Genomic DNA, 26,137 nt, shown 5'->3' on the forward strand with positions numbered 1-26,137 from the left:
AGATGTGCTGTGGCCCAGGCGACGCCGGAACCTGCCAATGGCCGCGACGATGAGGCCCGCGCGGAACAGGTCTACCAACTGGTGCTCGAAGGCATCGTCACGGGTACTTTCGCCCGGGGTTCGCGTCTGCGCGAGAGGGAACTGTCCGACCTGTACAGTGTGTCCAGGATCCCGGTGCGTGAGGCCATCCAGCGCCTGGAACAAGACGGGTTCGTTGCAACGTTCCCGCGCCGTGGCGCCGTGGTGCGCCAGCTGACCCTGACCGACGTCAACGAGCTCTTTGATGTCCGCCTCTGCCTGGAAACCTTTGCCGCAAGGATGGCTGCCACCCGGGTTGCTCAAGGCGCATCAGGCGCCCGTCTGGAGGAGCTGATGGAGGCTTCCAATGCGGCGATCGACGACGGACGCATGGACGACGTCACGCTGATCAGCGCACAACTGCATACCGAGATAGTGCGCCTCTCCGGCAACAGGCTCCTGATGGAGTCCGTGAAACCCCTGTTCGGACGCATGCGCTGGATTTTCGGCCTGGCCCACAACCGCAGCCATGAGCTTCAACGGGACGAGCACACCCAGCTCTGCAGCGCCATCCTTCAGGGACGCCCCGAACTGGCGTACTCGCTGGCCTACTCACACATTGAACTGGGCCGCGAACCCGTGCTCGCCGGACTCGCAGAGACCCTGGAACCCTGAGTCAGTCGTCGGCGTCCGGGTATTCGTCGACCTCGTCGTAGCGGCTCGATTCCTCCACTTCCACCTCGAGGATCTTCAGCAGTTCCGTATCAGGATTCAGCATGATGGCGGCTTCGTCACGGCGGTGCTGCAACACGGAGTCCAGGTAGGACTGCACGGTCTCGGCAAGGGGAACATACCTGTCCTGCTTCTGGCTCATGTACCACCGGTGTTCCAAAACTTCGTGGACAACCTCGGCCGGTTCCAGTTTCCCGGCGAGGTGGCGGGGGATGGAGCGGACGATGGGTTCGAAGATCTGGCTCACCCAGGCGTGGGCACTGATTTCCTCATCCAGTTCGGGATTGTTGTCGGCCCGGAACTGGTCCATGTCGTTCAGCAGCCTGCGGGCCTGGTTCTCCTGGGCATCCAGGCCGGTAAGGCGAAGCAAACGCCTCTGGTGGTGGCCGGCGTCGACGACTTTGGGCTGCAGTTGGATGGTGGATCCGTCCGCGGTGGTCTTGATGGCGTATTCCTCGACGTCGAAGCCGAGCTCATTCAGGCGGCGGATACGGGCACCTACGCGCCAACGCTCGCCGAGCTCAAAGGACTCTTTCCCGGTCAGCTCGGCCCACAGCCGCCGGTAGCTGTCCATGATCAGCTCACTGGTGGCCACCGGATCCACCTTCTCTTCGATGAGGCCTCCGTCCAGGAGGTCCATCAGCTCACCGGCGATGTTGACCCGGGCGATTTCAAGGTCGTACTCCCGCTGGCCCATGGAAAGGTCCGGGTACAGCTCGCCCGTTTCAGCGTCCACCAGGTAGGCGGCAAAGGCTCCGGCGTCACGGCGGAAAAGGGTGTTGGACAGGGAAACGTCGCCCCAATAGAAGCCGATGAGGTGCAGCCTGACCAGCAACAGGGCCTGGGCGTCGATGAGGCGGGTCAGGGTGTCCTTGCGCAGCATCTGCGAGAACAGTGCGCGGTACGGCATGGAGAACTTCAGGTGCCGGGTGACGAGGACCGGGTTCAGCGGCTTGCCATCGGCCGTGGTCCGGCCCGTGATGACCGCGACGGGCTCAACACAGGGGACGTCCAGCCGGGCGAGCTTCCGCAGCATGTGGTACTCATGGCGGGCTACGTGTTCGGAGGTTTCCTTGATGGCGATGACAGAGCCACCAAGGTGGGCGAAACGGACAATATGGCGTGAGATTCCCCGGGGGAGCGCGGCCAGGTATTCCGCCGGCCAGTCCTCCAGGGCAATGTGCCACGGCAGGTCCAGCAGTTCCGGGTCAGCCGCGGCAGCGGTGATGTTGAGCGAACCGATGACACCGGCCGGGGGCGTGGAGTCCTGGGCGCTCGCTGCCTCGGTGCGCGGGAGCTTGCCGATCTGCCCGTAGTCCGTCGGTTCGTCGTGCCACTGGGCTTCGTTCGTCTCGCTCATGCCTCAATTGTTCCGTACTCGTCGCTGTTGGTTCCCATCGTGTCCGCGAAGGGGTCGGACGGCCGTGCCGACCACTGGACCCCGGTCGCCTCCTGGAACGGGACACCCTGCCTGCTGAGCCTTTCACCCAAGGTGCCCAACCGGCGTCGGAAATCATCAAGGTCCCGGGCCGGCCGGCTGGACCATGCGACTTCGGCGAGGGAAACCGCACGCGGGTACTGAAGCCAGTACGCCTGTTGGTTGCCACGTACCGTTTCCGTCCACAGCGGACCCTCGACGCCAAGCACCTGGTGCTCCGCCAGTCCGCTCTGCACCGGGTCCCAGTCGTAGTACTCGGCCCACGTGAACGGTCCGCCTTCCACCCAGGACAGACCGATGGGCGAGCCGGGATCGTACTTTTGGTCGAGGTAGGTGGTGGCTGCAGGTGACATGAGCACCGGTGAGCCGGCGCCGGCCTTCTCCACCACGGGGTCGAAGCCGCCGTGCCAGTACTGCACTACAGCGCCATCCGGCAGGTCAACCTCGGCGTACTCGTTCCAGCCCATCACCGTCTTGCCGGTTTCGGCCCCGATACGGGCGAATTCGCGGACCATGGTGACGTAGTTGTCGTGGCCGGTCACCAGGGCTTCGTCGCCTCCAATGTGGAGGTAGGGACCTGTGGTGATGGAAGCCAGTTGGCCGAGGACTTCACGGACAAACTCATAGGTAACGGGAAGACCGGCGTCCAAGGTCGAGTAGCCGACGTCGCCCGTGGTGTTCATGGGTTGGGGCCGGCCGTCAGGGTTCAGCTGCGGGATAGCGGCCAGGGCTGCATTGACGTGGCCGGGAAGATCGATCTCCGGAACCACCAGGACGTTCCTCGCCGCCGCATAGCGTTGGATGTCCTTGAAGTCTTCCTGCGTATAGAAACCGGTGCGGCCCGGTCCCAGTCCGGTTCCGGGGTGGTTGACGGCGCCGCCCACGGCTGTGAGGTTCCCGTAGTCCAGGCCGGAAGGGTTGTCCGCCGGCGGCTGGATTTCGATGCGCCAGGCTTGGTCGTCCGTGAGGTGAAGGTGCAGGGCGTTGAGCTTGAACTGGCCCATGACATCGATCTGCTCCTTCACTTCTTCAACCGTGAAGAAGTTTCTGGCGACGTCCAGCATGAGCCCGCGGTACTGGAAGCGGGGGGCGTCATGAATAACGACGCCGGGAATCACCCACGTGCCCGCGTCCGGCGTGGCGCGTGGGGCACCGTGGGGCGTCAGGGGCTGCTCCACGGAGGCCGGGAAGAGTTGGCGCAGGGTCTGGACTGCGTTGAAGAACCCGGCCGGTGCTTGCGCTGTCAGCTTGATGGCGTCATCAGTGACGGTGAGCCCGTAAGCCTCGGGGCCGCCGTCGAGCGTTTCCACCAACTCCAGCGAAATGTCACCCGAAGAGGAATGGGTGGCAATCGGCAGTTCGAAGCCGGTGCTGCGCTGCAGCAGGAGCTGCAGCTGCCCGGCAGCGGTCCGGGCAGCGCCCTCAGCGATGATCCGTGCCGTGGGCTGGAGCGTGAAAACCTGGCCGTCCAGAGGCGTGACGTGCCGGGGCAAGGGGATCAGGTTGTCGAGCGTGTTCATGCCGTTCTTTCGCCGGAGATGGGTTAACGAGAGAGCGGCCCGACCGTTGAGGGTCGGGCCGCTGTCAGCACTGCAGAATGCGACTAGTCGCCCAGGCGGAGACCGGTCTTGGTGTCGAACAGGTGCACGTGGCCCTGCTGGGGACGGACAAAGATGGACTCGCCCTTCATCGGAGGACGGCGGCCGTCGACGCGGGCCACGATGTCGTGGCTCTTGCCATCAAGGATGGTGTGGCCGTAGACGTAGGCGTCGGCGCCGAGTTCTTCAACGACATCGACCTCAACCTGGAGGCCTTCGCCGTTGCCGACGGTCTCCAGGTCTTCCGGACGGGTACCAACGGTGACGGTCTTGCCGGATGCGTCGTCCAGGACGTCGTGCTTGACCGGGTAAACGGTGCCGCCGAACTGGACGCCGCCGTCAACAACCGGCAGTTCCAGCAGGTTCATGGCGGGGGAGCCGATGAAGCCTGCCACGAACACGTTCTGCGGGCGGTCGTAGAGGTTGCGCGGGGTGTCGACCTGCTGGAGGAGGCCGTCCTTGAGGACTGCAACGCGGTCACCCATGGTCATGGCCTCAACCTGGTCGTGCGTCACGTAAACCGTGGTGACGCCGAGGCGGCGGGTCAGGGATGCGATCTGCGTACGGGTCTGGACACGGAGCTTGGCGTCGAGGTTGGACAGCGGCTCGTCCATGAGGAAGACCTGCGGGTTACGGACGATTGCACGGCCCATGGCAACACGCTGGCGCTGACCACCGGAGAGCGCCTTCGGCTTGCGGTCCAGGTACTGCTCGAGGTCCAGGAGCTTGGCGGCTTCGCGGACACGCTCGGCGCGCTCTTCCTTGGAGACGCCGGCGATCTTCAGGGCGAAGCCCATGTTGTCGGCAACAGTCATGTGCGGGTAGAGAGCGTAGTTCTGGAAGACCATTGCGATGTCGCGGTCCTTCGGCGGAACATCCGTGACGTCACGGTCACCGATCAGGATGCGGCCGGCGTTCACGTCCTCAAGACCTGCGAGCATGCGCAGGGAGGTGGACTTACCGCAACCGGAGGGTCCAACGAGGACCAGGAATTCGCCATCGGCGATGTCGATGTTGAGCTTGTCGACAGCGGGCTTATCAGTGCCCGGGTACAGACGCGTAGCGTTGTCAAAAGTAACTGTTGCCACAGTTATCAATCCCTTCACCGGCAGGTACGTGCCGGACGATCCGTAGTGAATGGTTCTTGTTGTTCAGTTGAACTCCCCGGCCGAAGACCGGGGAGGATCAGTGCGACGCCGCACGGTACTGTGCGTCACGTCACATCCAAGAGTATGTCAGACTTTTTGACTTCCTGTCGAAATGTTACGAACGTCACATGTTGCTTTGGTCACTGCCCGGTCTGGCCTGCTGCCTCCTGGACGGCGCGGCGGCGCTCCTTCAGCAGCGCTTCGAGGAGCTCGGCGACGTGGACCGGGGCCTCCACGCGGTACTGGGCCTGCGTGAAATCCAAGCCCACCTTGATCCCCACGTCATCTCCCATGAGCCTGCCCAGGGCGTCTTCATCCGTTACGTCGTCGCCGGCGAACAGGATCGCCGTGGCACCGGTGGCTTGGCGCAGGAACTCCACGGCTTCGCCTTTGGAGGCCTTGACCACGGAGGTTTCCAGCACCCGCTTGCCGGTTTTCAGGTACACGCCCGGCTGGTCCCGCAACTCGCGGAGGGCAGCCTCGACGGCGTCTTCCGCGACGTCGTCGTCAGCAAGCCTGGTGTGGAGGACAACTCCAGCCGGCTTGTCCTCCAACAAAGTCCCCGGCGCGACGTTGACGATTCCGGCCAGGACATCGCGGACTCCGGCCAGCCGGGCCCGCTGGGCTTCGTCCAGCTCAAGCCCCAGTGAACCTTCGCCGAGCCACACTTCGGCGCCGTGGCTGCCGATCAGGAGCGAGCCGGCAGGCGGCGAGGCGACCAGCCGCAAACTGTCCAGTGCGCGGCCCGAGATGAGTGCCGTCGTCGTGCGGGGGAGGGTGGCGAGGCTCTCCAAAGCCGCGGCCGAACGCGGCAGGGGGCGGGCGTCCTCGGCGTGGTCCACGATCGGGGCGAGCGTCCCGTCGAAGTCCAGGGCCACCAGGAGGTGCTCGGTTCCCGCGATCCGGCGCACCGCATCCAGAAGCTCGGGCGACAGGGTCAGGGCTGGCCGCTCAGCTGTCATCGCGGACCACTTTCTCGTCGAGGGCGGCGAGGAACTCCGCGGACCAGTGGTCGACGTCGTGGTCCAGGATCTGCTTGCGCATGAGTTTCATGCGCCGGCGGGCTTCCTTGGGCGAAAGATTGACCGCGCCCAGGATCGCCGACTTCAGGCCGTCGATGTCGTGCGGGTTGATCAGGAAGGCCTGCTTCAGCTGGTCGGCTGCCCCGGCGAACTCGCTCAGGACCAACGCGCCGTCGTCATTTGAACGAGCCGTGACGTACTCCTTGGCCACCAGGTTCATGCCGTCCCGCAGGGCGGTCACCAGCATGACGTCCGCTGCAAGGTACAGGGCCACCATCTCCTCCACGGGATAGCTGTGGTGGAGGTAGCGGACCGCGGTGTTCTGGATGGTGTCGTAGGTGCCGTTGATGCGGCCCACGGTGCCCTCGATCTCCTCGCGGAGGAGGCGGTACTGCTCCACGCGCTCGCGGCTGGGACTGGCGACCTGGATCAGCGTGGCGTCCTCGACCTTGATGTGGCCGTCGGCCAGGAGTTCTTCGAAAGCCTTGAGCCGGTGGCCGATGCCCTTGGTGTAATCCAGCCGGTCGACGCCCAAAAGAATGGTCTTGGGGTCGCCCAGGTCCTTGCGGATCTGCCGGGCGCGCTCGATGATGTCAGGCCGGGCTGCCAGTTCCCTGATCTGGTCCACATCAATCGAAATGGGGAAGGACTGCGCGCGGGCAATGTGGGTGATGCTGCCGTCCGGTCCCTTGACGTGGACCTGTTGCTGCTTGACGCTGGCGCCCAGGAACCGGCGGGCCGAGCGCATGAAGTTGCCGGCGTCGCTGGGCCGCTGGAAGCCCAGCAGGTCGGCGCCCAACAGGCCGTCGATAATCTCCCGGCGCCACGGAAGCTGCGCAAAGATTTCCGGTGGCGGGAAGGGAATGTGGTTGAAGAAGCCGATTTTCAGGTCCGGGCGTGCCTCCCGCAGCATGCGGGGGACCAGCTGGAGCTGGTAATCCTGCACCCACACGGTGGCCCCGTCCGACGCGTGGCGGATGACGGCGTCGGCGAACTTCTTGTTGACCTGGCGGTAGGAATCCCACCACGTACGGTGGAACTCCGGCGGCGCGATCACGTCATGGTAAAGCGGCCAGATGGTCGCGTTGGAGAAGCCCTCGTAGTACAGCTCCACGTCGTGGCTGCTGAGCTGGACAGGCACAAGGTCCATGCCCTCATGGCTGAACGGACGCACGGTTTCATCCGGTGCCCCGTGCCAGCCCACCCAGGCGCCGTCTGTCTTGGTCATCATTGGGGCGAGGGCGGTCACGAGGCCGCCGGGCGAGCGGCGCCAGCCGTTGTCTTCGCATCGGTCCACGGGCAGGCGGTTGGACACCACCATGAAGTCGAAGGTGCTCGCCGTCGGCTTCCCCGTGGGAGATGCCCTGACGCCCTCTTCCGTAGTGAGTTTTTCGCTTGCCAAATCCTGCATTACTGCTCCCTGGGGTTGCTGTGACTCACCTCCCAGCCTACCGGCGGAATCATGTACCACTGTTGATCGTTCAACAACCGGGTCACTGCACACGCGGCGAATCTTCAGGTTTGCTCCCGTAAACTGACCCCGTTGCCACTACGACCCCGAGTAACCACGAGGATTTGATGAGCCCCGCAAACGAACCGCGCCTGTCCAAGGCCGAGAAGACCGCCCAGGCCCGGGAACAAGCGCGCAGGATCCGCGAAGAACAGCTGAAGAAGGACAAGCGCAACAAGATGCTGGTCCTGTGGGGCATCGTGGTTGCCGTCGTAGCGATCCTCGTGATCATCGCCCTGGTGGTGGTGCAGAACATGCAGAACAGTGCGCCCGTCGCGGACAGCGGTCCCACGCCCGCCAACGGCAACGTGCACGGCGGTGTGACGCTGCTCGCCAACACCGAGGTCGCCAAATCGGAGCCGGCGACCGTCAACGTGGCGGACGTCCCGTCGCCTCCGGCCACCAAGCCCGCCAGCGTGACCGTACCCGGCGGCGAAGCCGAGGCCGGCAAGCCGGTCAAGGTCATCGCGTACATCGACTTCATCTGCCCCGTCTGCAAGCGCTTCGAGACCACCTACGGGGAGTCGCTGACCAACCTGCGCAACGAGGGCAAAATTTCCCTGGAGTACCGCCCGCTCGGGTTCCTGGACCGCCAGTCCACCACCAACTACTCCTCCCGTGCGGCCAATGCCGCTGCCTGCGTGGTGAACTCCTCGCCGGAGAAGTACGCGGAATTCTTCAACCTGCTCTTCGAGCGCCAGCCGGCCGAAGGCGGCGCGGGTATCTCCGATAACGACCTCAAGGCCATGGCCACTGAGGTGGGCGCAGCCAACATCGACTCCTGCATCGAGAACAAGCAGTTCCGCCCCTACGTCAAGGTCGCCACCCAGGAAGCCGCCGCAATCGGCGTCACCGGCACGCCTACGGTCTTCATTGACGGCAAGCAGTGGGACGGCACCACGGACCTGAACGCTGAGATCCAGACCGCGATCGACGCAAAGGGCTAGGTTAGCGACACGGACGACGGCGGCAGGTCGCCGTCGGGGGCATGTTCCCCGGCGCGCCGGCCGCCGTTGTCCTGTGCCGGCCGCCGTTGTCCTGCGCCGGCCGCCGTTGTCCTGCCCGGCTGATTTCCGTGCGGGGGATCGTCTGGGCTACCCTTATCTAGCGCTGAAATACGCTTGCTCCGGTTCGCCGGGGCTGGTCCCGGAACGCCGGGTCCGCCTCCTTAGCTCAGTTGGCCAGAGCACCTGTCTTGTAAACAGGGGGTCGCCGGTTCGAATCCGGCAGGGGGCTCCAGCAAAATTACCCCGCTGCAGGCTTATTGCCGTGACTCTGCGTCGAGGTCTTCCAAAGCCCACGTGAGAACTTCAAGATCGAAGGGCGAGGGTTCCCTGGCTTGGTAGAGGTAAGCCTCCAGCTCCAGCGGTTTGGCGCTGCCGCCGTTGGCCCAGTACCTTGCCCACAAGCTGTCCAGCGTGATGACGTGCTGTTCCAAGTACTTCCGGGCTGTCTGCCGTGGATCATCCATGAGTGCTTTCCGTAACTGTCGACTGTCGTCGTGCACCTCGATACTCAGCCTCCTTAGTATTGGAATCTACACCTCGGCTTTCGTTGAGCCAAGACCATCAGGAGGGTGTCCCGCATACTGGGAGGATGCAGCCCACAACAGTGTTGGTCGAGGGTGAAAGTGACCGTGCCGCGGTCCGGGCGCTCGCCCTGCGCAGGGGCCACGATCTTGCTGCCCTGGGGGTGTCGATCGTTCCCATGGGCGGTGCCACCAGCATCATCCGTTTCCTTGACCGTTATGGGCCCCGGGGAGAAGGCCACCGGCTCCTGGGTTTGTGCGATGCACGGGAATCGCCGGGCATAGCCCGCGCACTGGCCCGGGCGGGGATCGGTCCGGGCGACCTGGAGGAGCTTGGTTTCCACGTCTGCCATGTGGACCTGGAAGACGAGCTGATCCGCGCCCTGGGTGTGGATGGCGTCCTTGACGTCATCGACGAGCAAGGTGAGCTGGCCTCATTCCGGTTGCTGCAGAACCAGCCCTCCTTGCGCGAAAAGACGGTCCCGGCGCAGCTGCGGCGGTTCTTCGGCGGACGCAGTGGAAACAAGATCCGGTACGCTCCGCTGCTGGTCAATGCCCTGCCGGAAGGCCAGGCGCCACCGCCGCTGGAACTGCTGGTAGCGTCCTTCGCGGCGGCCACCTAGGCCACCCACGACGGCGGCGCGGGCCTTTGTGGCGAGTGCCGCCGTCGTGGATCAACCGCTAAGGCGTGGGGCTGCCGCCGTTGACGTTCAGCGTCTCACCCACCACGTAGCTGGACTCGGGGGAGGCCAGGAAGACGTACGCCGGCGCCAGTTCCGCTGGCTGGCCGGCACGGCCCAAGGGAGTGGACTGTCCGAATTCGGGCAATTCTTCCTTCGGCTGTCCGCTGCTGACCTGCAGCGGGGTCCAAATGGGGCCTGGCGCCACGGCGTTGACCCGGATCCCCTTGGGGGCCAGCTGCTGGGCGAGTCCCTTGGTGAAGTTGTTGATGCTGGCCTTGGTGGTGGCGTAATCCACCAGTGTGGGCGAGGGGTTGTAGGCCTGGATTGACGTGGTGTTGATAATGGTGGAGCCTGCCGGCATGTGCGGCAGGGCGGCCTTGGTCAACCAGAACATGGCGTAGACGTTGGTCTTCTGGGTGTGGTCGAACTGCTCGTCGCTGATCTGCCCCAGCTCTTCCTGGGCCACCTGCTTGCCGGCGTTGTTGACCAGAATGTCGATGCCGCCGAGCGTTTCCACCGCGGTATCGACCAGTTCGCGGCATACGGCAGAATCCTTGAGGTCGCCCGGTACCTTGACGGCCTTGCGGCCGGCGGCCTCAATGATCCCCGCTATCCGCGCAGCATCTTCTTCCTCTTCGGGCAGGTAGGAAAGGACGACGTCGGCGCCTTCCCGGGCGAACGCGATGGCCGTGGCCGCCCCGATGCCTGAATCCGCGCCCGTGACGATCGCCTTCCGGCCTTCCAGCCGGCCTGTACCCCGGTAGGTGTCCTCTCCGAGGTCGGCCTTGGGTGTCAGCTCGGCATCGAGGCCGGGCTCGGGCTGGTGCTGTTCAGGGGGAGAGATGTGCTCGTAGGCGGTGACGGGGTTTCGGAAGGTGTACTGGTCAGTCATGGAAGTCCTCCATCTGTTGCAGGCGGGCGGTTGCTTGCGCCGTCCCGCCGTGGACATGCCGCACAGTTACTAAGCAGCCTTACCATTCCAGCCTAAGCATGGGGAGGGTGGGTTGCCAACCCGGCGGCCGGATCCACCGGCGTTGCCTTGCGCCTGTGCAGGGCCAGGAGCGGGAAGAGCAGCACCGACAGCATTCCCGCACCAACCAGGGCAGCAGCGGTACCACTGGAAATCAGCCCTTCGTCCTTGCCGATACCGGTGACGGCGACGATGATGGGCAAGCCTGTGGCAGCAAAGAGCGCCACCGCGCGCTTATCCGCAAACGACGACCTGTGCGGTGCAGCCAGCAGCGACGGCACGCCCCTGGCGAGCAGCAGCAGGAGCAGGAACAGCGGAACCGTCGCCAGGGTCAGGGGGCTGGCAACGAGGGCCTTAAGGTCGAAATCAATGCCCGTATCGATGAAGAAGACCGGGACCAGGAAACCGAACGCCACGGCATCGATCTTGGTCTCAATCACTTGGCGGTCGGTCTCCGGGGCGCGGGCCATCACCACCTGCCACAGGACGCCCGCCGCAAAAGCGCCCAGCAGCATGTCGAGGCCCAGCACCATGCTGAGCACCACCAGGGCAGTCAGGATGAACATGATCGAACGCACGGCAAACTGGCCACTCGTGTGCAGCGTGCTGGTCACCTGGAAGTGAAGGAAGGTGTGCTGCGACCGTGAAGCCAGGAAGATTGCCAGCCCCGTCAGAAGCACGAAGCCCAGCAGCACCAGGGTGGCAGGGCCAACCTCCCGGCCGCTGAAAAACAGCGAGACCGCGATCAAGGGGCCGAATTCTCCCACCGCACCCAGGGCGGTGACCGCGGTGCCCAGCGGAGTCCTCGCTTCACCGGCGTCACGAAGAATCGGCATCAACGTCCCCAGGGCAGTTGAGGACAGTGCCACACCAATGATCACGGCGGCCTCGAAACCAGGTGCGAGCAGGAATCCGGCGCCAACTCCAAGGGCCAACGAGATCAGCCACCCAGCCGTTGCGCGGTAGGCGGGACGCCCGCGGATGGCCGCGAAGTCGATCTCGTTCCCGGCCACGAAAAACAACATTGCCAGGCCGAAATCCGCCAGCGTATCCGTGAACGATGAGGACTGGATCCACCCCAGAAGGCTTGGGCCAAGCAGCATGCCCATCAGGATCTCGAACACAATGATGGGAATCCGTAGCCAGCGGTCCAGCGAGCGGGCAGCCAAGGGGGCGGCGATGGCCAGCGCGGCGATCAGGAGCAATGACGTAGACAGATCATTCATCAGCGGTGCCTCACCTGCCGGGAACGAGGAGTAGTCCAAAGCTACCGCCACCCTTCGGGCGGCGCCATGGACTGTGGCCCGCGACGGGAAAGAACAGTTGTCCACAGGTGTTTCGGGCGGTGGCGACGGCGGACGGCGCCGCGCGCTAGGCTGGTTACCTCGGCTGAAGCAAGCGGCCGCAACACCCACCGTGTGGAGCCGCATACCAATGTCCCTCGATCAAGAGCTGCGTGCCCTCGCGGCGTCGACCTTCGCTTTGCCTGATTTGCGCGACGGCCAGCTTGCCGCCATGAATGCGCTCGCCTCCGGTCGCGATGTCCTCGCAGTCATGCCCACCGGCTACGGGAAATCTGCCACTTACCAGGTGGCAGCCCGGTACCTCCACCTCCAAACGGGGCGGTCCGCCGTCGTTGTTTCACCGCTCATTGCCCTGCAGGAGGACCAGCTGGACGGGCTGGCCGGGCAGCTGGGTGAGTCGGCCGCCGTCGCCGTCAACTCTTCCCGCAGCGACGCCGAAGTGGAGGCTGCCTGGCATGCCGTGGAATCGGGCAAGGCGGCCTTCCTGTTCCTGGCACCTGAACAACTGGCCAAACAGGAAACCGTGGAACGGATCGCCCGGCTGGACATCACCATGTTGGTCGTGGATGAGGCCCACTGCGTTTCATCATGGGGCCACGACTTCCGGCCGGACTACCTGGAACTTGGAAACGTACGCCGTAACCTGGGCAACCCGCCGGTGGCCGCCCTCACAGCCACGGCTTCCCCGCCTGTCCGGGATGAAATCGTGGAGCGTTTGGGCATGGAAGACCCGCTGCTGCTGGTGCGTGGCTTCGACCGGCCCAACATCGGCCTGGACGTGGTGCGGCACCAGACGGACAAGGACAAGCGCAAGGCCGTCCACCGGCAGGTGGCCGAACTGGCGCAGTCAGGCCATGGACTGCTGTACGCCGCAACGCGCAAGGACACGGAGAAATACGCGGCGGAACTCGTCGAGGACGGACTCAGGGCCGAGGCCTATCACGCCGGTCGCTCCGCCTCTGACAGGGAGCGCATCCATGAAGAGTTCCTGGACGACACTTTGGACGTCGTGGTTGCCACCACGGCATTCGGCATGGGCATTGATAAGCCCAACGTGCGGTTCGTGATCCACGCGGACATCCCCGAGTCGCTGGATGCCTACTATCAGGAGATTGGCAGGGCCGGCCGTGACGGCGCCGATGCTGTGGCGGTACTCCACTACCGCGAGGAAGACCTGGGTCTCAGGAAGTTCTTTGGGACACATACCCCCGACCCCGATGCCCTGCATGCTGTCCTCAAGGTCCTGAAGTCTTCGGACTCAGCGGTTCCCAAAGGTGCCGTCTCGGAACTCACCGACTATCCCGCCCGCCGTGTGACGGCACTGGTCAATCAGCTGGAGGACGCAGGTGCTGTTGCTACCGTAAAGCGGGGCGTCCGGCTGGCATCGCAGGCCAAGCTTCCCACCCTTGTCTCGCGGGCCGTGGAGAAGGCCGAGGCCAGGCAGCGCATCGACCAGTCCCGCCTGACCATGATGCGCGCCTACGCCGAAACTGACGCGTGCAGGCGGCAATTCCTCCTGGGCTACTTCGGCGAGGACCTGCCGGAGCCGTGTGGCAACTGTGACATCTGCGCCGAGGCTCCTGCCGAAGCCGCCGCAGTGTCCGACGGCGCGGGAGTCCAGGAGCCTTTCCCGCTGCAGTCCACGGTTATCCACAAGGAATGGGGCCCCGGGCTGGTCATGCGGCACGAAGACGACGTCATCACGGTGCTGTTCGAGCAAGAGGGTTACAAGACGCTGTCCCGTAGCGCTGTGGAGGAACACGGCCTCCTGAAACCGGCATAAAGCGACACCCGGTTACAGCTGCGGCGAGCAGTGCCGCGGCACGTCAATTGACGCCGAGCAGTGCCCGCAGCGTGTCCGCATTCCGCACGGCGTTCCCGCCGCCGTCGTTATTGAAGTACGCGTACACATCCCTGCCTGAGCCGCTCCACTCGCGGATCCTGTCCGCCCACCACCGCAGGTCCTCGTCCGGGTAGGAGCCGCCGTAGAGGTGCTGCCGGTCCGGGCCGTGCAGCCTGACGTACACGAACGGAGCCGTTGCCCGCAGGATGCAGGGCAGGTTTGCTCCGCTCATGACGCAGTAGGCAGTCTGATGGCGCTCCAGGATCGAGTAGACATCGGGGTGGTCCCAGCTGTCATGCCTGAACTCCACCGAGACCCTGATCCACTGGGGAATGGCTCCCAGGAAGTAGTCGAGCCGGGCGTCGTCACGGGCAAAGTCCGGCGGGAGCTGGACCAGAAGGACCGCCCGCTTGTCGCCCAGTTCGTGCCAGCAGCGGCTGATCCGCTCCAACCAGACCTCCGGAGCGTAAAGCTTCTTGCCGTGCGACAGGCCGCGAGGCGCTTTGACGGACATGGCGAAGCCGGGGGGCAGGCGGTTGCGCCAGCCCGCGAAGGTGGTATCCCGTGGCCATCGGTAGAAGCTCGCGTTCAGCTCAACGGTGCTGAACCTGGCGACGTAGGCATCCAACCGCTTGGCCGTGGGGAGGCCCGGCGGGTAGAGCACGCCGTTCCAGTGGTCGTAACTCCAACCCGACGTGCCGATGTGGATGCCCATGGTGGGATGCTAGTGGCTGTTCGCGGTCCGTGCCATGAGCGCCTGGAGGTCTTCGGCGACCTTGCGCTGGCGGGCGCTGCGCGTCGGAACGGGCGTTCTGTGCTCCGTGCGAGGGGCCCTTGTGGTGGTGGGGCGTGGTTGCGTGCTGCGGGACTGCGCGTTCCGGCTGAACGCGGCGTCGCGTCCGATCCTGGGATCACGTACGGGGGCGTCGACGGTGACGGTGCCCTGCAGGGGGTCGTGGAAAAGCGGGAGATTCATGGGTCCATTCCGGTTAGTACGGATTGCCTCAGCAGACCCGTAAACGCTCGACAGGAGATGAACTTTGATCCTTGCATAACTCAAAAGCCTCTGATATGGACGGATGCATATCGATCGCGGGTTTAGTTGTGCAGATGTCCACGGCACCGAGGAGCTAACCCCAGAGCGCCTTTCGGAGGAGAACTTTGAGTTGCTCAGTCTCTTGGTCGCTCAGGTGGGCGAGCTGCTGCTGCTCGCAGGCCTGCAGCTCTGCCCGCAGTTTGGTGTGGATACGGCGCCCCTCGTCCGTGGAGACGATGGCCCGGGACCGTCTGTTCCGTTGCCCCGGAACGCGCTCCACCAGGCCGCGGTGTTCCAGGTCATCGATCAGCCCGGCCACCTGGTTCATATCAAGGCTCAGGAATTCGGCAAGCTCACGTTGCGTGGCTTCAAGTCCGCTGCAGGCGAGGGTCAGCACAGCGAAAGAGCGTTCCCTCAGCCTGAAATCGCTCAGGACACGCTTGTTGAGGGACAAAACGCCTGCATGGACCTTGCCGAGCAGGAGGCTCGCATCATTCCCGATCTCCGCAGCGGCCAGGCGTGGAATCTGTACTTCGGCGCTCAGCGGACCCATGACAACCCCAGATAGTAAGTAACGACCAACCTTTGCATTCTTTCAGAGATATCCCGCCGAACCGGCCACGATAAGGTTCCCATGACGCCGCTGAACGTCATCGCCCAGCCGCGGGAAGACCGTGGGCTATGGTGCAGGGAAGACTCATTCCCACAAACCTGACAAGGGGCATCATCTGCATATGGGCGCGCCCGGATACCTCGCAGCTTCCGTTCCGCCACGAATGGCAAGCGCGGGAGCCGCAGTAGCCCTGCCCCTCGCGGCGGTCGAGCAGGTGGGGGATGTCGCCGTCGGGGGTCTCCTGGTCGCAGCATCGCTGGGACCGAGCGTTCTGGCGGCCCCTTTGGCGGGTACGGCGCTGGACCGCGCGGCCCGGCCGGGGGCGCTGATCGCTGGCGCCGGGCTGCTGACGGCTGGCTCGTTCGTTGCCGCGGCGTTCCTGGGCCAGGTGCCCTTGCCGCTGGTCTTTGTGATCCTGGTAGTGGCAGGCGCTGTGTCGCCGTTCTACCTGGGTGGCTTGTCCAGTTTCGTGGCAGGTGCCATCCCAGATGGGAGGCGGGCTTTCGCCTACGACGCCCTGTCCTACAACGTTTCGGCCGTAGCAGGGCCGGCCCTGGTTGCGGCGATCGCTGCTTTCCTTCCCGCCCGGGCGGCGCTGGCGGTGTTGGCGCTGGCCGCTGTGGCTGGAGCCCTGGCCGTGGGGATCTTGAAGCTGCGTCCGCACGGTCGCAGTGCCGGCTCACCCTGGCAGGCCATCACCTCGGGATTGCGCAGGATCTTCGGGCATCGCCCTTTAGCGGTGGTGACGGCATCGTCAACGTTCACCCAGTTGGGGCAGGGCGGACTGGCGGTGGCCGCGATCGCCTTGTCGATCGAACGGATCGGCTCCCCGGCCGAGGGCGCGGCCGTCGTGACGTCATTCGCTGTCGGCAGCCTTGCCGGCGCACTCTACGAGACGGCGCGCCCAACCCGCCGGCAGCCCCACTGGGTCATGCTGGCAGGATTCCTGGCCACTGGTGGACTGACGGTTATGGCTGCCATTGACCTGGGCATGGTGTGGGCGGTCATCCTGATCGGACTGTCAGGCGTCTTCACGGCGCCGACCGCCGCGTCCATGCTGTTCCTGCGCAACCAGCACAGCCCGGCGCCGTTGAAGTCGCAGATCTTCACGGTCAGCGCCGGGTTCCGGGCAAGTGCTTCGGCAGCCGGTGCAGCCCTGGCTGCCTCCGCGGCCGGACTGGGCGGTGCCGGGCTGGTCATCGCCATGGGAAGCATCTGGATCGTCTCCGGGCTGATGATGGCCGCCTATCCCAAAAACGCAGGTTCGTGACCTTTTTCACGGCAGGAAACATTCCGTCAATCGGCTAAATCGCGGTTAATTTTGTCCATCGAACTGCCTAAATTGCCGCCGGGGCACTACGATGATCAACGACTCGTCACCGAGTACGCATCATTCACACTTTAAGTTCGGGGGATCTACCAATGAGCTATCCGCAGCAACCGCAGCAGACCCAGCCTTACGCAGCACAGGGCGGCGAGCCGCCGCTCTGGGCTCCTTACTACGGCGCGCCGATCGGTGCAGCCATCCAGCGTTTCTTCAAGAAGTACGCCACCTTTACCGGCCGTGCGAGCCGCAGCGAGTACTGGTGGGTTGCCCTTGCCCTGGGCGTCATCGGCTTCGTTCTCCAGCTCCTGACCGGCCTGCTTGGCAGCGCCGGCGCTACTGTTTCCGCCAACGGCACCGCGACTCCCGGCCCCGGTGCAACCGTTGGCCTCATCCTCCTGCTGGTGTTCTACTTGGCGGTGCTGGTTCCCTCCATCGCCCTGTTGGTCCGCCGCCTCCACGACGGCAACTTCAGCGGCTGGCTTGCGCTGCTGGGCCTCATCCCGTTCGTCGGCGGTCTTGCCATCCTCGTCTTCGCGCTCCTGCCGTCCAACCCGGCCGGCCAGCGCTTTGACGTTCCCACCGCCTAGGGAATCCGGTTCCTGACGCCATCAAGGGGCGGCACCTGGTGTGCCGCCCCTTTTGCGTACCCGCCAGGCCCGGGTTGCGTCCTGCCCGGACGGAGCCATGGCATGCTGAAAGCTTCGGACACCTTCCCCGACCAGGAGTGACATGACCAGCACCATCAAGCGCTGCGCAGTTATTGGCGGGGGCATCATCGGGGTGGCCGTAGCGCGGGAACTTACCAGGAAGCTCCCTGAAGTCCAGGTGACGGTGTATGAAAAGGAAGACCGCCTTGCGGCCCACCAGACCGGCCACAACTCGGGAGTGGTGCACGCAGGCCTCTATTATGAGCCCGGCGGGCTGAAAGCAACACTGTGCCGCAGGGGTGTCCACCTGCTCAAGGAGTTCTGCGCTGACCGGGGCCTGCCCTATGAGGCGTGCGGCAAGCTCGTCATCGCCCAGACCCCGGAAGAATCAGCCCGGCTGGACAAGATCTTCATCCGGGCGCAGGCCAACGGGGTCCCCGGTGCACGGATGCTGACCGGCGGGCAGATACGCGAGGTGGAGCCGAACGCCGTCGGGCTGTCCGCACTGCACTCACCGGAAACCGCCATTGTGGACTACGCGGCCATCACCGCCGCGCTCGCCGATGATGTCCGCGCCGCCGGCGGGGATATCCGCTTGGGGCAGGAAGTGACCTCGCTGGAGCAGCACGCGCAGGGTGTAGTGGTGGGCACCCGCGACGGACGTGACCACTACGACCTGGTGGTGGCGTGCGCGGGCCTGCAGTCCGACCGCCTCGCCGCGGCCACAGGGGAACCTGCTGCACCACGCATCGTTCCGTTCTTCGGGCAATACTTCCTGCTGGGCCAGGAAGCACGCGAATCGGTCAAAGGGCTGATCTACCCTGTGCCGGACCCCAGGCACCCTTTCCTTGGCGTGCACCTGACCAAAAGGATCGATGGCGAAATGATGCTTGGTCCCAACGCATTCATCTCCTTTGGCCGTGAATCCTATTCATGGCAGGACATTAACCCGCGGGACGTCATGAATTACGCCGCCTTCCCTGGTTTCTGGAATTTCGCCCGCCAGAACATTCCCTCTGCGGTCCGCGAGTTCAGCACGGTGGTGAGCCGCAGGAAATTCGTCAGGGAAGCCGTGCGCTTTGTGCCGGCCCTGGAAGAGGCTACAGTGCGGCCCGGAACCCGGGGCGTCCGCGCCCAGGCAATGAATGCTGACGGCACGCTGGTGGATGATTTTGTCATTGCCCGACGCCGGAACATGGTTCTGGTTCGGAATGCGCCGTCTCCGGGGGCTACTTCGTCGATGGCGATCGCGGAGTACATCGTCCAGCAGGCATTGCAGGAGTAATTTACAAGACGGTGACGCACTGGAAATCCCCGGCGAATCACGGCCCGGTAGTTTCCCGTCATGACTACTTCATTAGCTGCCGGATGCAGAAGAATCGGCTCGGCCATCGCCCGATGGATCGAGGCCGCCTACGTACTGGAATGCGCTGGGCAGGATGGGCGCGGGGCGGGATCGGGGTGCAGTGATTTGGCGTGGTTGCCGGCACTGAGCGGGGTGACCGTAGCTGCCGCTCATTCCATTCAGTCGCACGCGGAAAACACGCGTCCTTCCTTGTAGGCACAAGGTAAAAGGTGGCCGGGTGTCGCGTTGGGCACACTATTAGTTGATAGCGGGAACTATGCCCTAAACTGCTGCACTGAGGTGCCGGATCGGCACTGTGCAGCAACGAAAGCGAACCCTCAATGGCTACTGATTACGACGCTCCGCGCAAGACAGAAGAAGAGTCTCCCGCTGAATCGCTTGAGGCCCTTCAGGCGTCGCGTGGTGCCGCTGCCCAGACCGCGGTCATCGACGTCGACGACAACGACACTGCCGAAGGCATTGACCTTCCGGGAGCCGATCTTTCCAATGAAGAACTGACCGTTGTAGTGGTCCCGGAGCAGTCCGACGAATTTACGTGTTCTTCCTGTTTCCTGGTCCGCCACCGCTCACAGGTTGCACTGGAAAAGAATGGCCTGAAGTACTGCAAGGACTGCGAAGGCTGAACCGCCTGCAGCACAAACCTCGTGGACCCCGACAAGCGAAGAAACAGCTTGGCGGGGTTTTCGCATATCTGCGCCGGTTTTATAACGCCGCGGTGTCGTTATCTTCGGTTACGGCCGTATGCACGCAGCCCCGCTGAAAGTGTCCTGAAAGCCAGAAAATGGCGCCTTGCATAACCTGCCCGTGACCGGCAACAAGCCCCTCTAACGGTTGTGCGCCGAAGAGGACACGGGCGGAACAAAGCGGCGGATCCGCTCCTAATCTGGAGGTATCCATCCCGCCTTGAAGGGGGCAAAAAATGAGGAAGTTAGGTGCGGGTCTGGCGGCACTGGCAGTGGCTGCCGTACCCGGACTGATGGGAGCGGGGCCGGCGGCTGCGTCACCCTATTGCGGAATTACGTGGGGTTCGCTGGCCAAGGCCGATCCCGACATGAGTTCCGCGCACGTCACCAATGTCCGTACGGGGCAGCAGCCCTGCTACGACCGCATGGTGGTCGATCTTGCCGGCAAAGTGGCCGGTTATTCAGTGCACTACGTTCCCGTAGTGACCCAGGACGGCTCCGGGTTCCAAATTCCCGTGGCGGGGGACGCGGACCTGCAGGTGGTGGTGACGGCTCCGTCCTACGACCAGTACGGAAACCTTAGCTATGCACCTGCGGCCAAGGCTGAGCTGTCCAACGTTTCCGGATACCAAACGTTCCGGCAAGTGGTCTACGCGGGAAGCTTCGAGGGACAGACCAGCATCGGGCTGGGGGTCCGTGCCCGCCTTCCGTTCCGGGTCTTCATCCTGGACGGACCCGGCGGCGGTTCGCGCCTGGTGGTGGACGTGGCACACCGCTGGTAGGCCTCCCTCATCGGTGACACCGCCAAACAACGGGAAAGCTGCCGGTTCGTACGGAATCTTCCGCACGAACCGGCAGCTTTCCAGCGAAACCGTGGTTCCAGGGGCTACTCCGGGACCACCAGCGCGGGGGTGTCCTTGCGGATGGTTTCGCCCCGGAAGAATCCGGGCTTGAGGCGTGACATGACCAGCATGACCACCACACCCAGTGCAAGGATGCCCACGCCGAGTACGAACACCAGACCCACGCCGAAGATCTCCGAACCGCTGCCGAACTCCGGCGCCCAACTGTCCACGGCGGTCTGGATGAACACCACGAAGAGGCCAACACCGCCCAGCAACGGGCACAGGAACCGCAGGACCACGTTGCGTACGCTGGAGAACAGGCTGTTGCGGAAATACCATACGCAGGCAATCGCGGTGAGTCCGTAGTAGAAGCAGATCATCAGGCCCAGGGCCAGGATGGTGTCGTTCAGGACGTTTTCGCTGATCACGTGCATCACCGCGTAGAAGCCCGCGGACAGGACGCCTGCCGCGATGGTGGCGTAGCCCGGCGTCGAGAATTTCCTGCTCATCCGGCTGTAGCGCTCCGGCAGGGCGCCGTAGTGCGACATCGCCAGGAGGCTCCGCGACGGTGACGTAAAGGTGGACTGCAGCGAAGCAGCCGAGCTGGACAGCACGGCAAGCGACATCAGGATGGCGAACGGGCCCATCACCGGCGAAGCGAGCGCAGTGAAGATGTTGGCATGGTTTTCCTCGTTGTTCAGGCCCACCCCGGAATCGCCGACGCCGGCAAACATCATCGTGGCGATGGTGACCAGCAGGTAGATGCCCAGGACGGCCACGGCAGTCAGTGTGCCGGCGAGGCCTGCGGTTTTCTTGCCGTTGGCAGTTTCCTCATTGACGGTGAGGCACACGTCCCAGCCCCAGTAGACGAAGATCGACAAGGAGATTCCCGCCGCGATCTGGCCGAATGTTTCCACCTTGGTGACATCGAACCAGTCCCAGCTGAAGGGGATGGCGGTGGGGGAGGAAGACCAGTTGGCGAAGGCCATGACCACGAACAGGCCAAGGGCCACCAGCTGGAAGCCAACCAGTCCGTACTGGACGATCTTGGTGGTGTGCAGGCCCCGGTAGCTGACCCACACGGCCAAGGCAACGAACACCAGGCACGTCACCACGTTGAGGAGTTTGTTGGAGGCGAGGTCGGCGATGTCCGGATTGCCCGCGAGCTGGGACAGGAACAGGTAGAAGAAGTCCACTGCCACGCCTGCCAGGTTGGACAGGACGATGATGTTGGCAGCGAGCAGGCCCCAGCCACCCATCCAGCCCACCCAGGGACCGAACGCTTTGGTGACCCAGGTGAACGTGGTGCCGCTGTCCGGGGAATCGGAGTTGAGTTCCCGGTAAGCCAAGGACACGAGGATCATCGGAATGAACCCGATGAGGAAGATTGCCGGAAGCTGTAGACCGACAGTGCTGATGGTGGGGCCCAGGGCCCCGGTCAGGGTGTAGGCGGGTGCAATGGTGGAGATGCCAAGAACGACGACGGCGAGGAGCCCCAACTGCCCCGTCTTCAGTCCCTTGCCGCTGATGTCATGCGACGATGCGGCTTCACTGCCGCCGCGGTGGATTGTCTGGCTCATGAGGGCCCTTTCTGGATGGCCGTAGGCTGCTGCTGCGTGATGCAGTGGATGCCGCCGCCCCGCGCGAAGAGTTCGCGCGCGTCAACACTGACCACGCGTCGGCCGGGGTAGGCATCGGCGAGAATGCGGAGTGCTTTCTCGTCCATGGGGTCATTGAAGCTGCAGGCGATGACCCCGCCGTTGACCACGAGGTGGTTGATGTAGCTGTAATCCACATACCCCTCGTCGTCGGTCAGTGTTTCCGGGGCCGGAACTTCGATGATGTTCCATTCCCGGCCTGCTGCGTCGTGGGTGGTACGCAGGAAGTCGATGATTTCGCGGGAGACCTTGTAATCCGGGTGTTCCGGGTTCTGCTGGGAATGCACCAGCAGCGTTCCGGGGCTGGAGATGGCGGCGACGATGTCCACGTGGCCGCGCGTGCCGTACTTTTCCGAGTCACGGGTCAAACCGCGGGGGAGCCACACAACGTGGGTTGCTCCGATGGTGCGGGCCAGCTCCTGCTCAATGTCGGCCTTGGTCAGGCCCGGGTTGCGGCCCTGGTCCAGCTGCACTGTCTCCGTGACCAGGACGGTGCCTTCGCCGTCCACCTGTATGCCGCCGCCCTCGTTGACGATCCCCGAGGGGACGTGCTGTGCCTTGGCCTTGCCGCTCACGAACTCCGCGATGAGGGAGTCCTTGTCCCAAGCGGCCCAGTCCTGACCGCCCCATCCGTTGAAGATCCAGTCCACGGCACCAAGCTGCTTGTTGGCATCGAGCACGAAGGACGGTCCGATGTCCCGCATCCAGGCGTCGTTGAGCTCCGCCGTCAGTACCTCGACACGGGGGTCCAGGTAGCGCGCGGCCATTTCGACGTCGTCGGGGGATACCACCATGGTGACCGGCTCGAACTCGAGGATGGCGTTCGCGACGGCGGCCCAGGTGGTGCGGGCAGCGTGCGCTTCTTCCTCCGTATCGCCCAAGGTGTAGCCGCCCGTGGGGAAGGCCATCCAGACGCGGTCCTGGGGCGCCGTCTCGGACGGCATGCGCCAGGCGCTCACGCCGAAACCGCCTGTGGCTGCTGGCTTGATGCGGGGCTGGCGCCCAATGGAGCGTCCGGGTTCACGGGCTCGGTGAGGCGGGCGTAGGTCTCCGGGCGGCGGGTGGCGAGGAACGGGAACAGGGTCAGCCAGTCCTTGCGCTGGTCGAGATCCAGGTCTGCCACCAGCACGGCGGACTCGTCGCGCGGAGCCTGGACCAGGACACGGCCGTAGGGGTCGGAGATGAACGAGGAGCCGTAGAAGTTCAGTGTTCCCTCGCTGCCGTGGCGGTTGGGGGCGATCATGAAGAGACCGTTGGCGATGCCGTTGCCCACGATGACCTGCTGCCACAACGGCTGCGTGTCGAAGTCCGGGTGGTCCGGTTCGGAACCGATGGCCGTGGGGTAGACCAGGATTTCGGCGCCGCCCAGGGAGTACATGCGGGCGAGCTCGGGGAACCATTCATCCCAGCAAGTGGGCATGCCCAGGCGTGCGCCTCCGAGTTCGGCCGGCGCGTGGACGGCGTAGGCGTCGTCGGCGTCCGGGCCCTGGCGGAAGAACTTGTCCTCGTAGTAGCCGGCAGTGACGGGGATATGGAGCTTGTGCGTGCGGGCGACGAGTTCGCCGGCAGGGGAGACCAGGATCGCGGTGTTGAGGCCCAGGCCGTCATCGGTGCCGTCCGGATTCTCTGCACGCTGGTACAGGGAAGCGTGGACTGAGACGCCGAACTTGCGGGCGGCCTCGGAGGCGAAGGTGAACGTGGGACCTGTGAGCAGGTCCTCGGCGATGTCCGAGGGGCGGACACCGGCGTCGGGCTTGTTCTCGGGCCGCGTGTCTGCGGGGTAGCGGGAGAGCGTCAATTCCGGCAGGAAGACAACCGTTGCGCCGAGCTTGGCCGCACGCTCGATGCCCTCATTCAGTTCCGCGCGCAGGACGGCTTCATCAGCGTGCCACTGGTGCTGGACGACGCCGACCCGCAAGGGGGTGCGGGTGGACGGTTCGGTGCGTGCCAGGGAAGTGGGGGCTTCGAGGCGGGTAATTTCAATCATGATGGCATGTACTCCGGTGAGACGACTGTCACTAAATGAATAGCGTTCATTTAGTATGGCGGCAGTCACGCCGGAGCGCAAGGGGTGAAATGAATGCCGTTCGTTTATGACCCGCTCGCGATGTGGCATTTGATGACAATGTGGGGCGGCGGGACTGTCATCAAATGCCATCTCGCGGGGCGTGGGGTGGGGTGCGGGGGGGGGGGGGGGGGTGCGGGGGTGTGGGATCAGCGTTTGGGTCTGGCCCTTACGTGCATGCGCTCGCCCTGCTGGCCGAACAGGGTCAGGAGTTCCACCGGGTCCTTGCCGGCGCTGGCGAACCAGTGCGGGGTGCGGGTGTCGAACTCGGCGGCTTCGCCTGCTTTGAGGATGAAGTCGTTGTCCCCGAGGATCAGCCGCAGCTTGCCGTTGAGGATGTACATCCAGTCGTACCCCTCGTGGGATTGGGGGTTGGGGATTTCTTTGCCGGTGGAGCCCGGAAGGACCATCTTGAAAGCCTGGATGCCGCCCGGCCGCTTGGTCAGGGGCAGTGCCGTTCCCCATTCGTGGACGTGCGGCTTCAAATGGATCCGCGGATCTCCTGTTTCCGGCGCGTCGATGAGTTCTTCGAGCGGCACCTGGTGGAGCCGGGCAATGGGCAGCAGCAGTTCAAGGGTGGGCTTCCGCTGGCCGGACTCAAGCCTGGAGAGCGTACTGACGGAGATGCCGGTGGCTTCCGAGGCTTCAGCGAGGGTCAGGTTCTTTTGGGTGCGGAGGGTTCGCAGCCGTGGGCCGACGGAATGGAGGAGCTTGTTGACATCGGAATCCATGCTCACATTTTGCCATAGCAGCAAACTATCTTGCCGGTATGCATGCTGCCGCGGAAGCATTGGATACGAAGGGAAGGAAGGGAAACATGGAAAAGCAGTACGACGTCGTAGTTGTGGGTGGTGGCGCAGCTGGGTTAAGTGCAGCCGTCACACTGGGCAGGGCCTTGCGCTCGGTGCTCGTTATTGATGCCGGCGAGCCGCGGAATGCGCCGGCGAAAGGGGTGCACGGATTCCTCTCGAGGGACGGCATGAGCCCCCGGGAACTGCTGGCTGTGGGACGGGACGAGGTCCGCAAGTATGGCGGCGAAGTGCTGGCCGGCACGGCCGTGGCGGCACGTTCGACGGCGGAGCCTGGCCTGGGCACGGACCCCGCCTTCGAGGTGGAACTCGCCGGTGGGCAGGTGGTTGGAGCGCGGCGATTGCTCGTGGCCACCGGGTTGAGCGACGTCCTCCCCGGCATCAAAAGAATCCAGGAACGCTGGGGCAAGGACGTGATTCATTGCCCGTACTGCCATGGCTGGGAGGTAAGGAATGCCTCCATCGGGATCCTTGGAACAGGACCCCTTTCCATGCACCAGGCATTGCTCTTCCGGCAGTGGAGCCCCAGCATCACGCTGTTCCTGAATGACCTGGTGGAGCCGACGGAAGAGGAATGGGAACAACTCGCGGCCCGTTCCATCGCCGTGGTGGAAGGAAAGGTGAAGTCCCTGGAGGTAACAGGTGACGCCTTGGCCGGTGTAGCCCTGGAATCCGGGACGGTCATTCCCGTGGAAGCTGCGGTAGTGGGTCCGCGCATGGAGGCCCGTTCGCAGGTGCTCGAGTCGCTTGGCATCGAACCTGCGGAACATCCGATGGGCGTTGGCCATCATGTGGAAAGTACGGCCCTTGGCGGTGCAACTTCCGTTCCCGGGGTGTGGGTGGCCGGCAACGTCACGGATCTGACCGGTCAGGTGGTGGCCGCGGCCGCCGCAGGAAACATGGCCGGTGCGGTGATCAACGCGGACCTCATGATGGCAGAAACCCGGCGTGCCGTGGAGCAGGCCAGGATGGCGGTTCCCAGCAAATAACGGTCGACTTGTGACGCTGGGGCGAGGACGATTAAAGGGCAGCCAGTTAAGGAGGTTGGGTATGTGTTACTCGTACTATGAGGACTTCGAGAGGCGCACGAAGAAGGACTCCGCGCGCAAACCCGAAACGCACACCACAGAGGAAACTCCGGATCAGCCCGCCGGGAAGCGTCCACCCACGGAAGGCACGCTGTGGACGTTCCTGGCCCGCCGGCGTCGGGAATTTGACGTCACCGAACCGACAACCGAACGCATCCGCGAGAAGGTCTGATCGGTATCCATCTGACTGGCATTAGCGGTTGTTC

At 64.3% G+C, this 26,137-nt stretch carries 26 protein-coding genes and 1 tRNA gene; 12 read left to right on the forward strand and 15 right to left on the reverse strand.

From position 1 onward, the window contains the following. Window positions 1-9: 9 nt before the first annotated feature. The gene (locus ACUYMZ_RS05315; RefSeq protein WP_481602342.1) at window positions 10-693 is read left to right on the forward strand and encodes a GntR family transcriptional regulator; all 684 of its coding nucleotides are present in this window, start codon (window positions 10-12) and stop codon (window positions 691-693) included. 1 nt (window position 694) lies between these two features. Here the strand turns inward: ACUYMZ_RS05315 and ACUYMZ_RS05320 are convergent, their stop codons facing one another. The 5 genes from ACUYMZ_RS05320 to ACUYMZ_RS05340 form a co-directional block, all read right to left on the reverse strand. Next, on the reverse strand, window positions 695-2,110 hold the full coding sequence (locus ACUYMZ_RS05320; protein WP_426006086.1) for a DUF4032 domain-containing protein: 1,416 nt from the start codon (window positions 2,108-2,110) through the stop codon (window positions 695-697). After that, window positions 2,107-3,708 (reverse strand): beta-N-acetylhexosaminidase, encoded by a 1,602-nt coding sequence (locus ACUYMZ_RS05325; protein WP_481602343.1) that lies wholly within the window; start codon window positions 3,706-3,708, stop codon window positions 2,107-2,109. The genes ACUYMZ_RS05320 and ACUYMZ_RS05325 overlap by 4 nt, the downstream gene beginning before the upstream one ends. A gap of 83 nt (window positions 3,709-3,791) precedes the next feature. Continuing rightward, window positions 3,792-4,874, reverse strand: coding sequence for an ABC transporter ATP-binding protein (locus ACUYMZ_RS05330; protein WP_426006088.1), 1,083 nt, complete (start codon window positions 4,872-4,874; stop codon window positions 3,792-3,794). 200 nt (window positions 4,875-5,074) lie between these two features. Next, window positions 5,075-5,896, reverse strand: coding sequence for a trehalose-phosphatase (gene otsB / locus ACUYMZ_RS05335; protein ID WP_426006089.1), 822 nt, complete (start codon window positions 5,894-5,896; stop codon window positions 5,075-5,077). Further along, window positions 5,886-7,367: an alpha,alpha-trehalose-phosphate synthase (UDP-forming) gene (locus ACUYMZ_RS05340; RefSeq protein WP_426006090.1), complete on the reverse strand. Its 1,482-nt coding sequence runs from the start codon at window positions 7,365-7,367 to the stop codon at window positions 5,886-5,888. Before ACUYMZ_RS05340 ends, otsB begins: the two co-directional genes overlap by 11 nt. Window positions 7,368-7,534: 167 nt before the next feature. Between ACUYMZ_RS05340 and ACUYMZ_RS05345 the strand changes: the two genes are divergently transcribed. Together ACUYMZ_RS05345 and ACUYMZ_RS05350 are read left to right on the forward strand one after the other, a co-directional pair. Then, window positions 7,535-8,413: a DsbA family protein gene (locus ACUYMZ_RS05345; RefSeq protein ID WP_426006091.1), complete on the forward strand. Its 879-nt coding sequence runs from the start codon at window positions 7,535-7,537 to the stop codon at window positions 8,411-8,413. A gap of 215 nt (window positions 8,414-8,628) precedes the next feature. After that, a tRNA-Thr gene (locus tag ACUYMZ_RS05350) sits at window positions 8,629-8,705 on the forward strand. A 22-nt stretch (window positions 8,706-8,727) separates the two neighbouring features. Here the strand turns inward: ACUYMZ_RS05350 and ACUYMZ_RS05355 are convergent. Then, the gene (locus ACUYMZ_RS05355) at window positions 8,728-8,937 is read right to left on the reverse strand and encodes a hypothetical protein (protein ID WP_426006092.1); all 210 of its coding nucleotides are present in this window, start codon (window positions 8,935-8,937) and stop codon (window positions 8,728-8,730) included. A gap of 125 nt (window positions 8,938-9,062) precedes the next feature. On the opposite strand from ACUYMZ_RS05355, the gene ACUYMZ_RS05360 reads away from it, so the two are divergent. Then, on the forward strand, window positions 9,063-9,617 hold the full coding sequence (locus tag ACUYMZ_RS05360) for a TOPRIM nucleotidyl transferase/hydrolase domain-containing protein (protein ID WP_481602344.1): 555 nt from the start codon (window positions 9,063-9,065) through the stop codon (window positions 9,615-9,617). A gap of 58 nt (window positions 9,618-9,675) precedes the next feature. Here ACUYMZ_RS05360 and ACUYMZ_RS05365 read toward each other — a convergent pair whose 3' ends face one another. Next, complete coding sequence (locus ACUYMZ_RS05365) at window positions 9,676-10,569, reverse strand: glucose 1-dehydrogenase (protein WP_426006094.1); 894 nt, start codon at window positions 10,567-10,569, stop codon at window positions 9,676-9,678. A gap of 92 nt (window positions 10,570-10,661) precedes the next feature. After that, on the reverse strand, window positions 10,662-11,873 hold the full coding sequence (locus ACUYMZ_RS05370; protein ID WP_481602345.1) for a cation:proton antiporter: 1,212 nt from the start codon (window positions 11,871-11,873) through the stop codon (window positions 10,662-10,664). Window positions 11,874-12,081: 208 nt separating this feature from the next. Here ACUYMZ_RS05370 and ACUYMZ_RS05375 point away from each other — a divergent pair, with 208 nt between their 5' ends. Next, window positions 12,082-13,734, forward strand: a complete 1,653-nt coding sequence (locus ACUYMZ_RS05375; RefSeq protein WP_481602346.1) for a RecQ family ATP-dependent DNA helicase — start codon at window positions 12,082-12,084, stop codon at window positions 13,732-13,734. 43 nt (window positions 13,735-13,777) lie between these two features. Here the strand turns inward: ACUYMZ_RS05375 and ACUYMZ_RS05380 are convergent, their stop codons facing one another. From ACUYMZ_RS05380 to ACUYMZ_RS05390, 3 genes are all read right to left on the reverse strand, one after another. Beyond that, window positions 13,778-14,509: a DUF72 domain-containing protein gene (locus ACUYMZ_RS05380; protein ID WP_481602347.1), complete on the reverse strand. Its 732-nt coding sequence runs from the start codon at window positions 14,507-14,509 to the stop codon at window positions 13,778-13,780. A 9-nt stretch (window positions 14,510-14,518) separates the two neighbouring features. Beyond that, window positions 14,519-14,770 (reverse strand): hypothetical protein, encoded by a 252-nt coding sequence (locus ACUYMZ_RS05385; RefSeq protein ID WP_426006098.1) that lies wholly within the window; start codon window positions 14,768-14,770, stop codon window positions 14,519-14,521. A 154-nt stretch (window positions 14,771-14,924) separates the two neighbouring features. Then, window positions 14,925-15,383 carry a MarR family winged helix-turn-helix transcriptional regulator gene (locus ACUYMZ_RS05390; RefSeq protein WP_481602348.1) on the reverse strand — a complete coding sequence of 153 codons (459 nt, stop codon included), beginning with the start codon at window positions 15,381-15,383 and terminating at the stop codon, window positions 14,925-14,927. A gap of 181 nt (window positions 15,384-15,564) precedes the next feature. On the opposite strand from ACUYMZ_RS05390, the gene ACUYMZ_RS05395 reads away from it, so the two are divergent. The 5 genes from ACUYMZ_RS05395 to ACUYMZ_RS05415 all read left to right on the forward strand — a co-directional run bounded on the left by ACUYMZ_RS05395 (window position 15,565) and on the right by ACUYMZ_RS05415 (window position 20,248). After that, a complete protein-coding gene (locus ACUYMZ_RS05395; protein WP_481602349.1) occupies window positions 15,565-16,713 on the forward strand; it encodes an MFS transporter in 1,149 nt (382 codons plus the stop codon). A 152-nt stretch (window positions 16,714-16,865) separates the two neighbouring features. Then, entirely contained in the window at window positions 16,866-17,357 is a 492-nt protein-coding gene (locus tag ACUYMZ_RS05400; RefSeq protein WP_426006101.1) for a DUF805 domain-containing protein, read from the forward strand. A gap of 142 nt (window positions 17,358-17,499) precedes the next feature. After that, window positions 17,500-18,702 carry an L-2-hydroxyglutarate oxidase gene (gene lhgO / locus ACUYMZ_RS05405; protein ID WP_481602350.1) on the forward strand — a complete coding sequence of 401 codons (1,203 nt, stop codon included), beginning with the start codon at window positions 17,500-17,502 and terminating at the stop codon, window positions 18,700-18,702. A gap of 401 nt (window positions 18,703-19,103) precedes the next feature. After that, entirely contained in the window at window positions 19,104-19,406 is a 303-nt protein-coding gene (locus tag ACUYMZ_RS05410) for a DUF4193 domain-containing protein (protein WP_426006103.1), read from the forward strand. A 296-nt stretch (window positions 19,407-19,702) separates the two neighbouring features. Then, window positions 19,703-20,248 (forward strand): AMIN-like domain-containing (lipo)protein, encoded by a 546-nt coding sequence (locus ACUYMZ_RS05415; protein ID WP_426006104.1) that lies wholly within the window; start codon window positions 19,703-19,705, stop codon window positions 20,246-20,248. A gap of 104 nt (window positions 20,249-20,352) precedes the next feature. Here the strand turns inward: ACUYMZ_RS05415 and ACUYMZ_RS05420 are convergent, their stop codons facing one another. The 4 genes from ACUYMZ_RS05420 to ACUYMZ_RS05435 form a co-directional block, all read right to left on the reverse strand. After that, on the reverse strand, window positions 20,353-21,891 hold the full coding sequence (locus ACUYMZ_RS05420; RefSeq protein WP_481602351.1) for an APC family permease: 1,539 nt from the start codon (window positions 21,889-21,891) through the stop codon (window positions 20,353-20,355). Beyond that, on the reverse strand, window positions 21,888-22,928 hold the full coding sequence (locus ACUYMZ_RS05425; RefSeq protein ID WP_481602352.1) for an agmatine deiminase family protein: 1,041 nt from the start codon (window positions 22,926-22,928) through the stop codon (window positions 21,888-21,890). Before ACUYMZ_RS05425 ends, ACUYMZ_RS05420 begins: the two co-directional genes overlap by 4 nt. Beyond that, entirely contained in the window at window positions 22,925-23,956 is a 1,032-nt protein-coding gene (locus ACUYMZ_RS05430; RefSeq protein WP_442424728.1) for a nitrilase-related carbon-nitrogen hydrolase, read from the reverse strand. The genes ACUYMZ_RS05425 and ACUYMZ_RS05430 overlap by 4 nt, the downstream gene beginning before the upstream one ends. A gap of 227 nt (window positions 23,957-24,183) precedes the next feature. Next, window positions 24,184-24,765, reverse strand: coding sequence for a helix-turn-helix domain-containing protein (locus tag ACUYMZ_RS05435; RefSeq protein ID WP_481602353.1), 582 nt, complete (start codon window positions 24,763-24,765; stop codon window positions 24,184-24,186). Between the two features lie 86 nt (window positions 24,766-24,851). On the opposite strand from ACUYMZ_RS05435, the gene ACUYMZ_RS05440 reads away from it, so the two are divergent. Both ACUYMZ_RS05440 and ACUYMZ_RS05445 read left to right on the forward strand, forming a co-directional pair. Beyond that, window positions 24,852-25,832: an NAD(P)/FAD-dependent oxidoreductase gene (locus ACUYMZ_RS05440; RefSeq protein WP_481602354.1), complete on the forward strand. Its 981-nt coding sequence runs from the start codon at window positions 24,852-24,854 to the stop codon at window positions 25,830-25,832. Between the two features lie 61 nt (window positions 25,833-25,893). Next, window positions 25,894-26,103: a hypothetical protein gene (locus ACUYMZ_RS05445; protein WP_481602355.1), complete on the forward strand. Its 210-nt coding sequence runs from the start codon at window positions 25,894-25,896 to the stop codon at window positions 26,101-26,103. Window positions 26,104-26,137: the final 34 nt, after the last annotated feature.

It is taken from the genome of Arthrobacter sp. T572, from assembly GCF_056780115.1.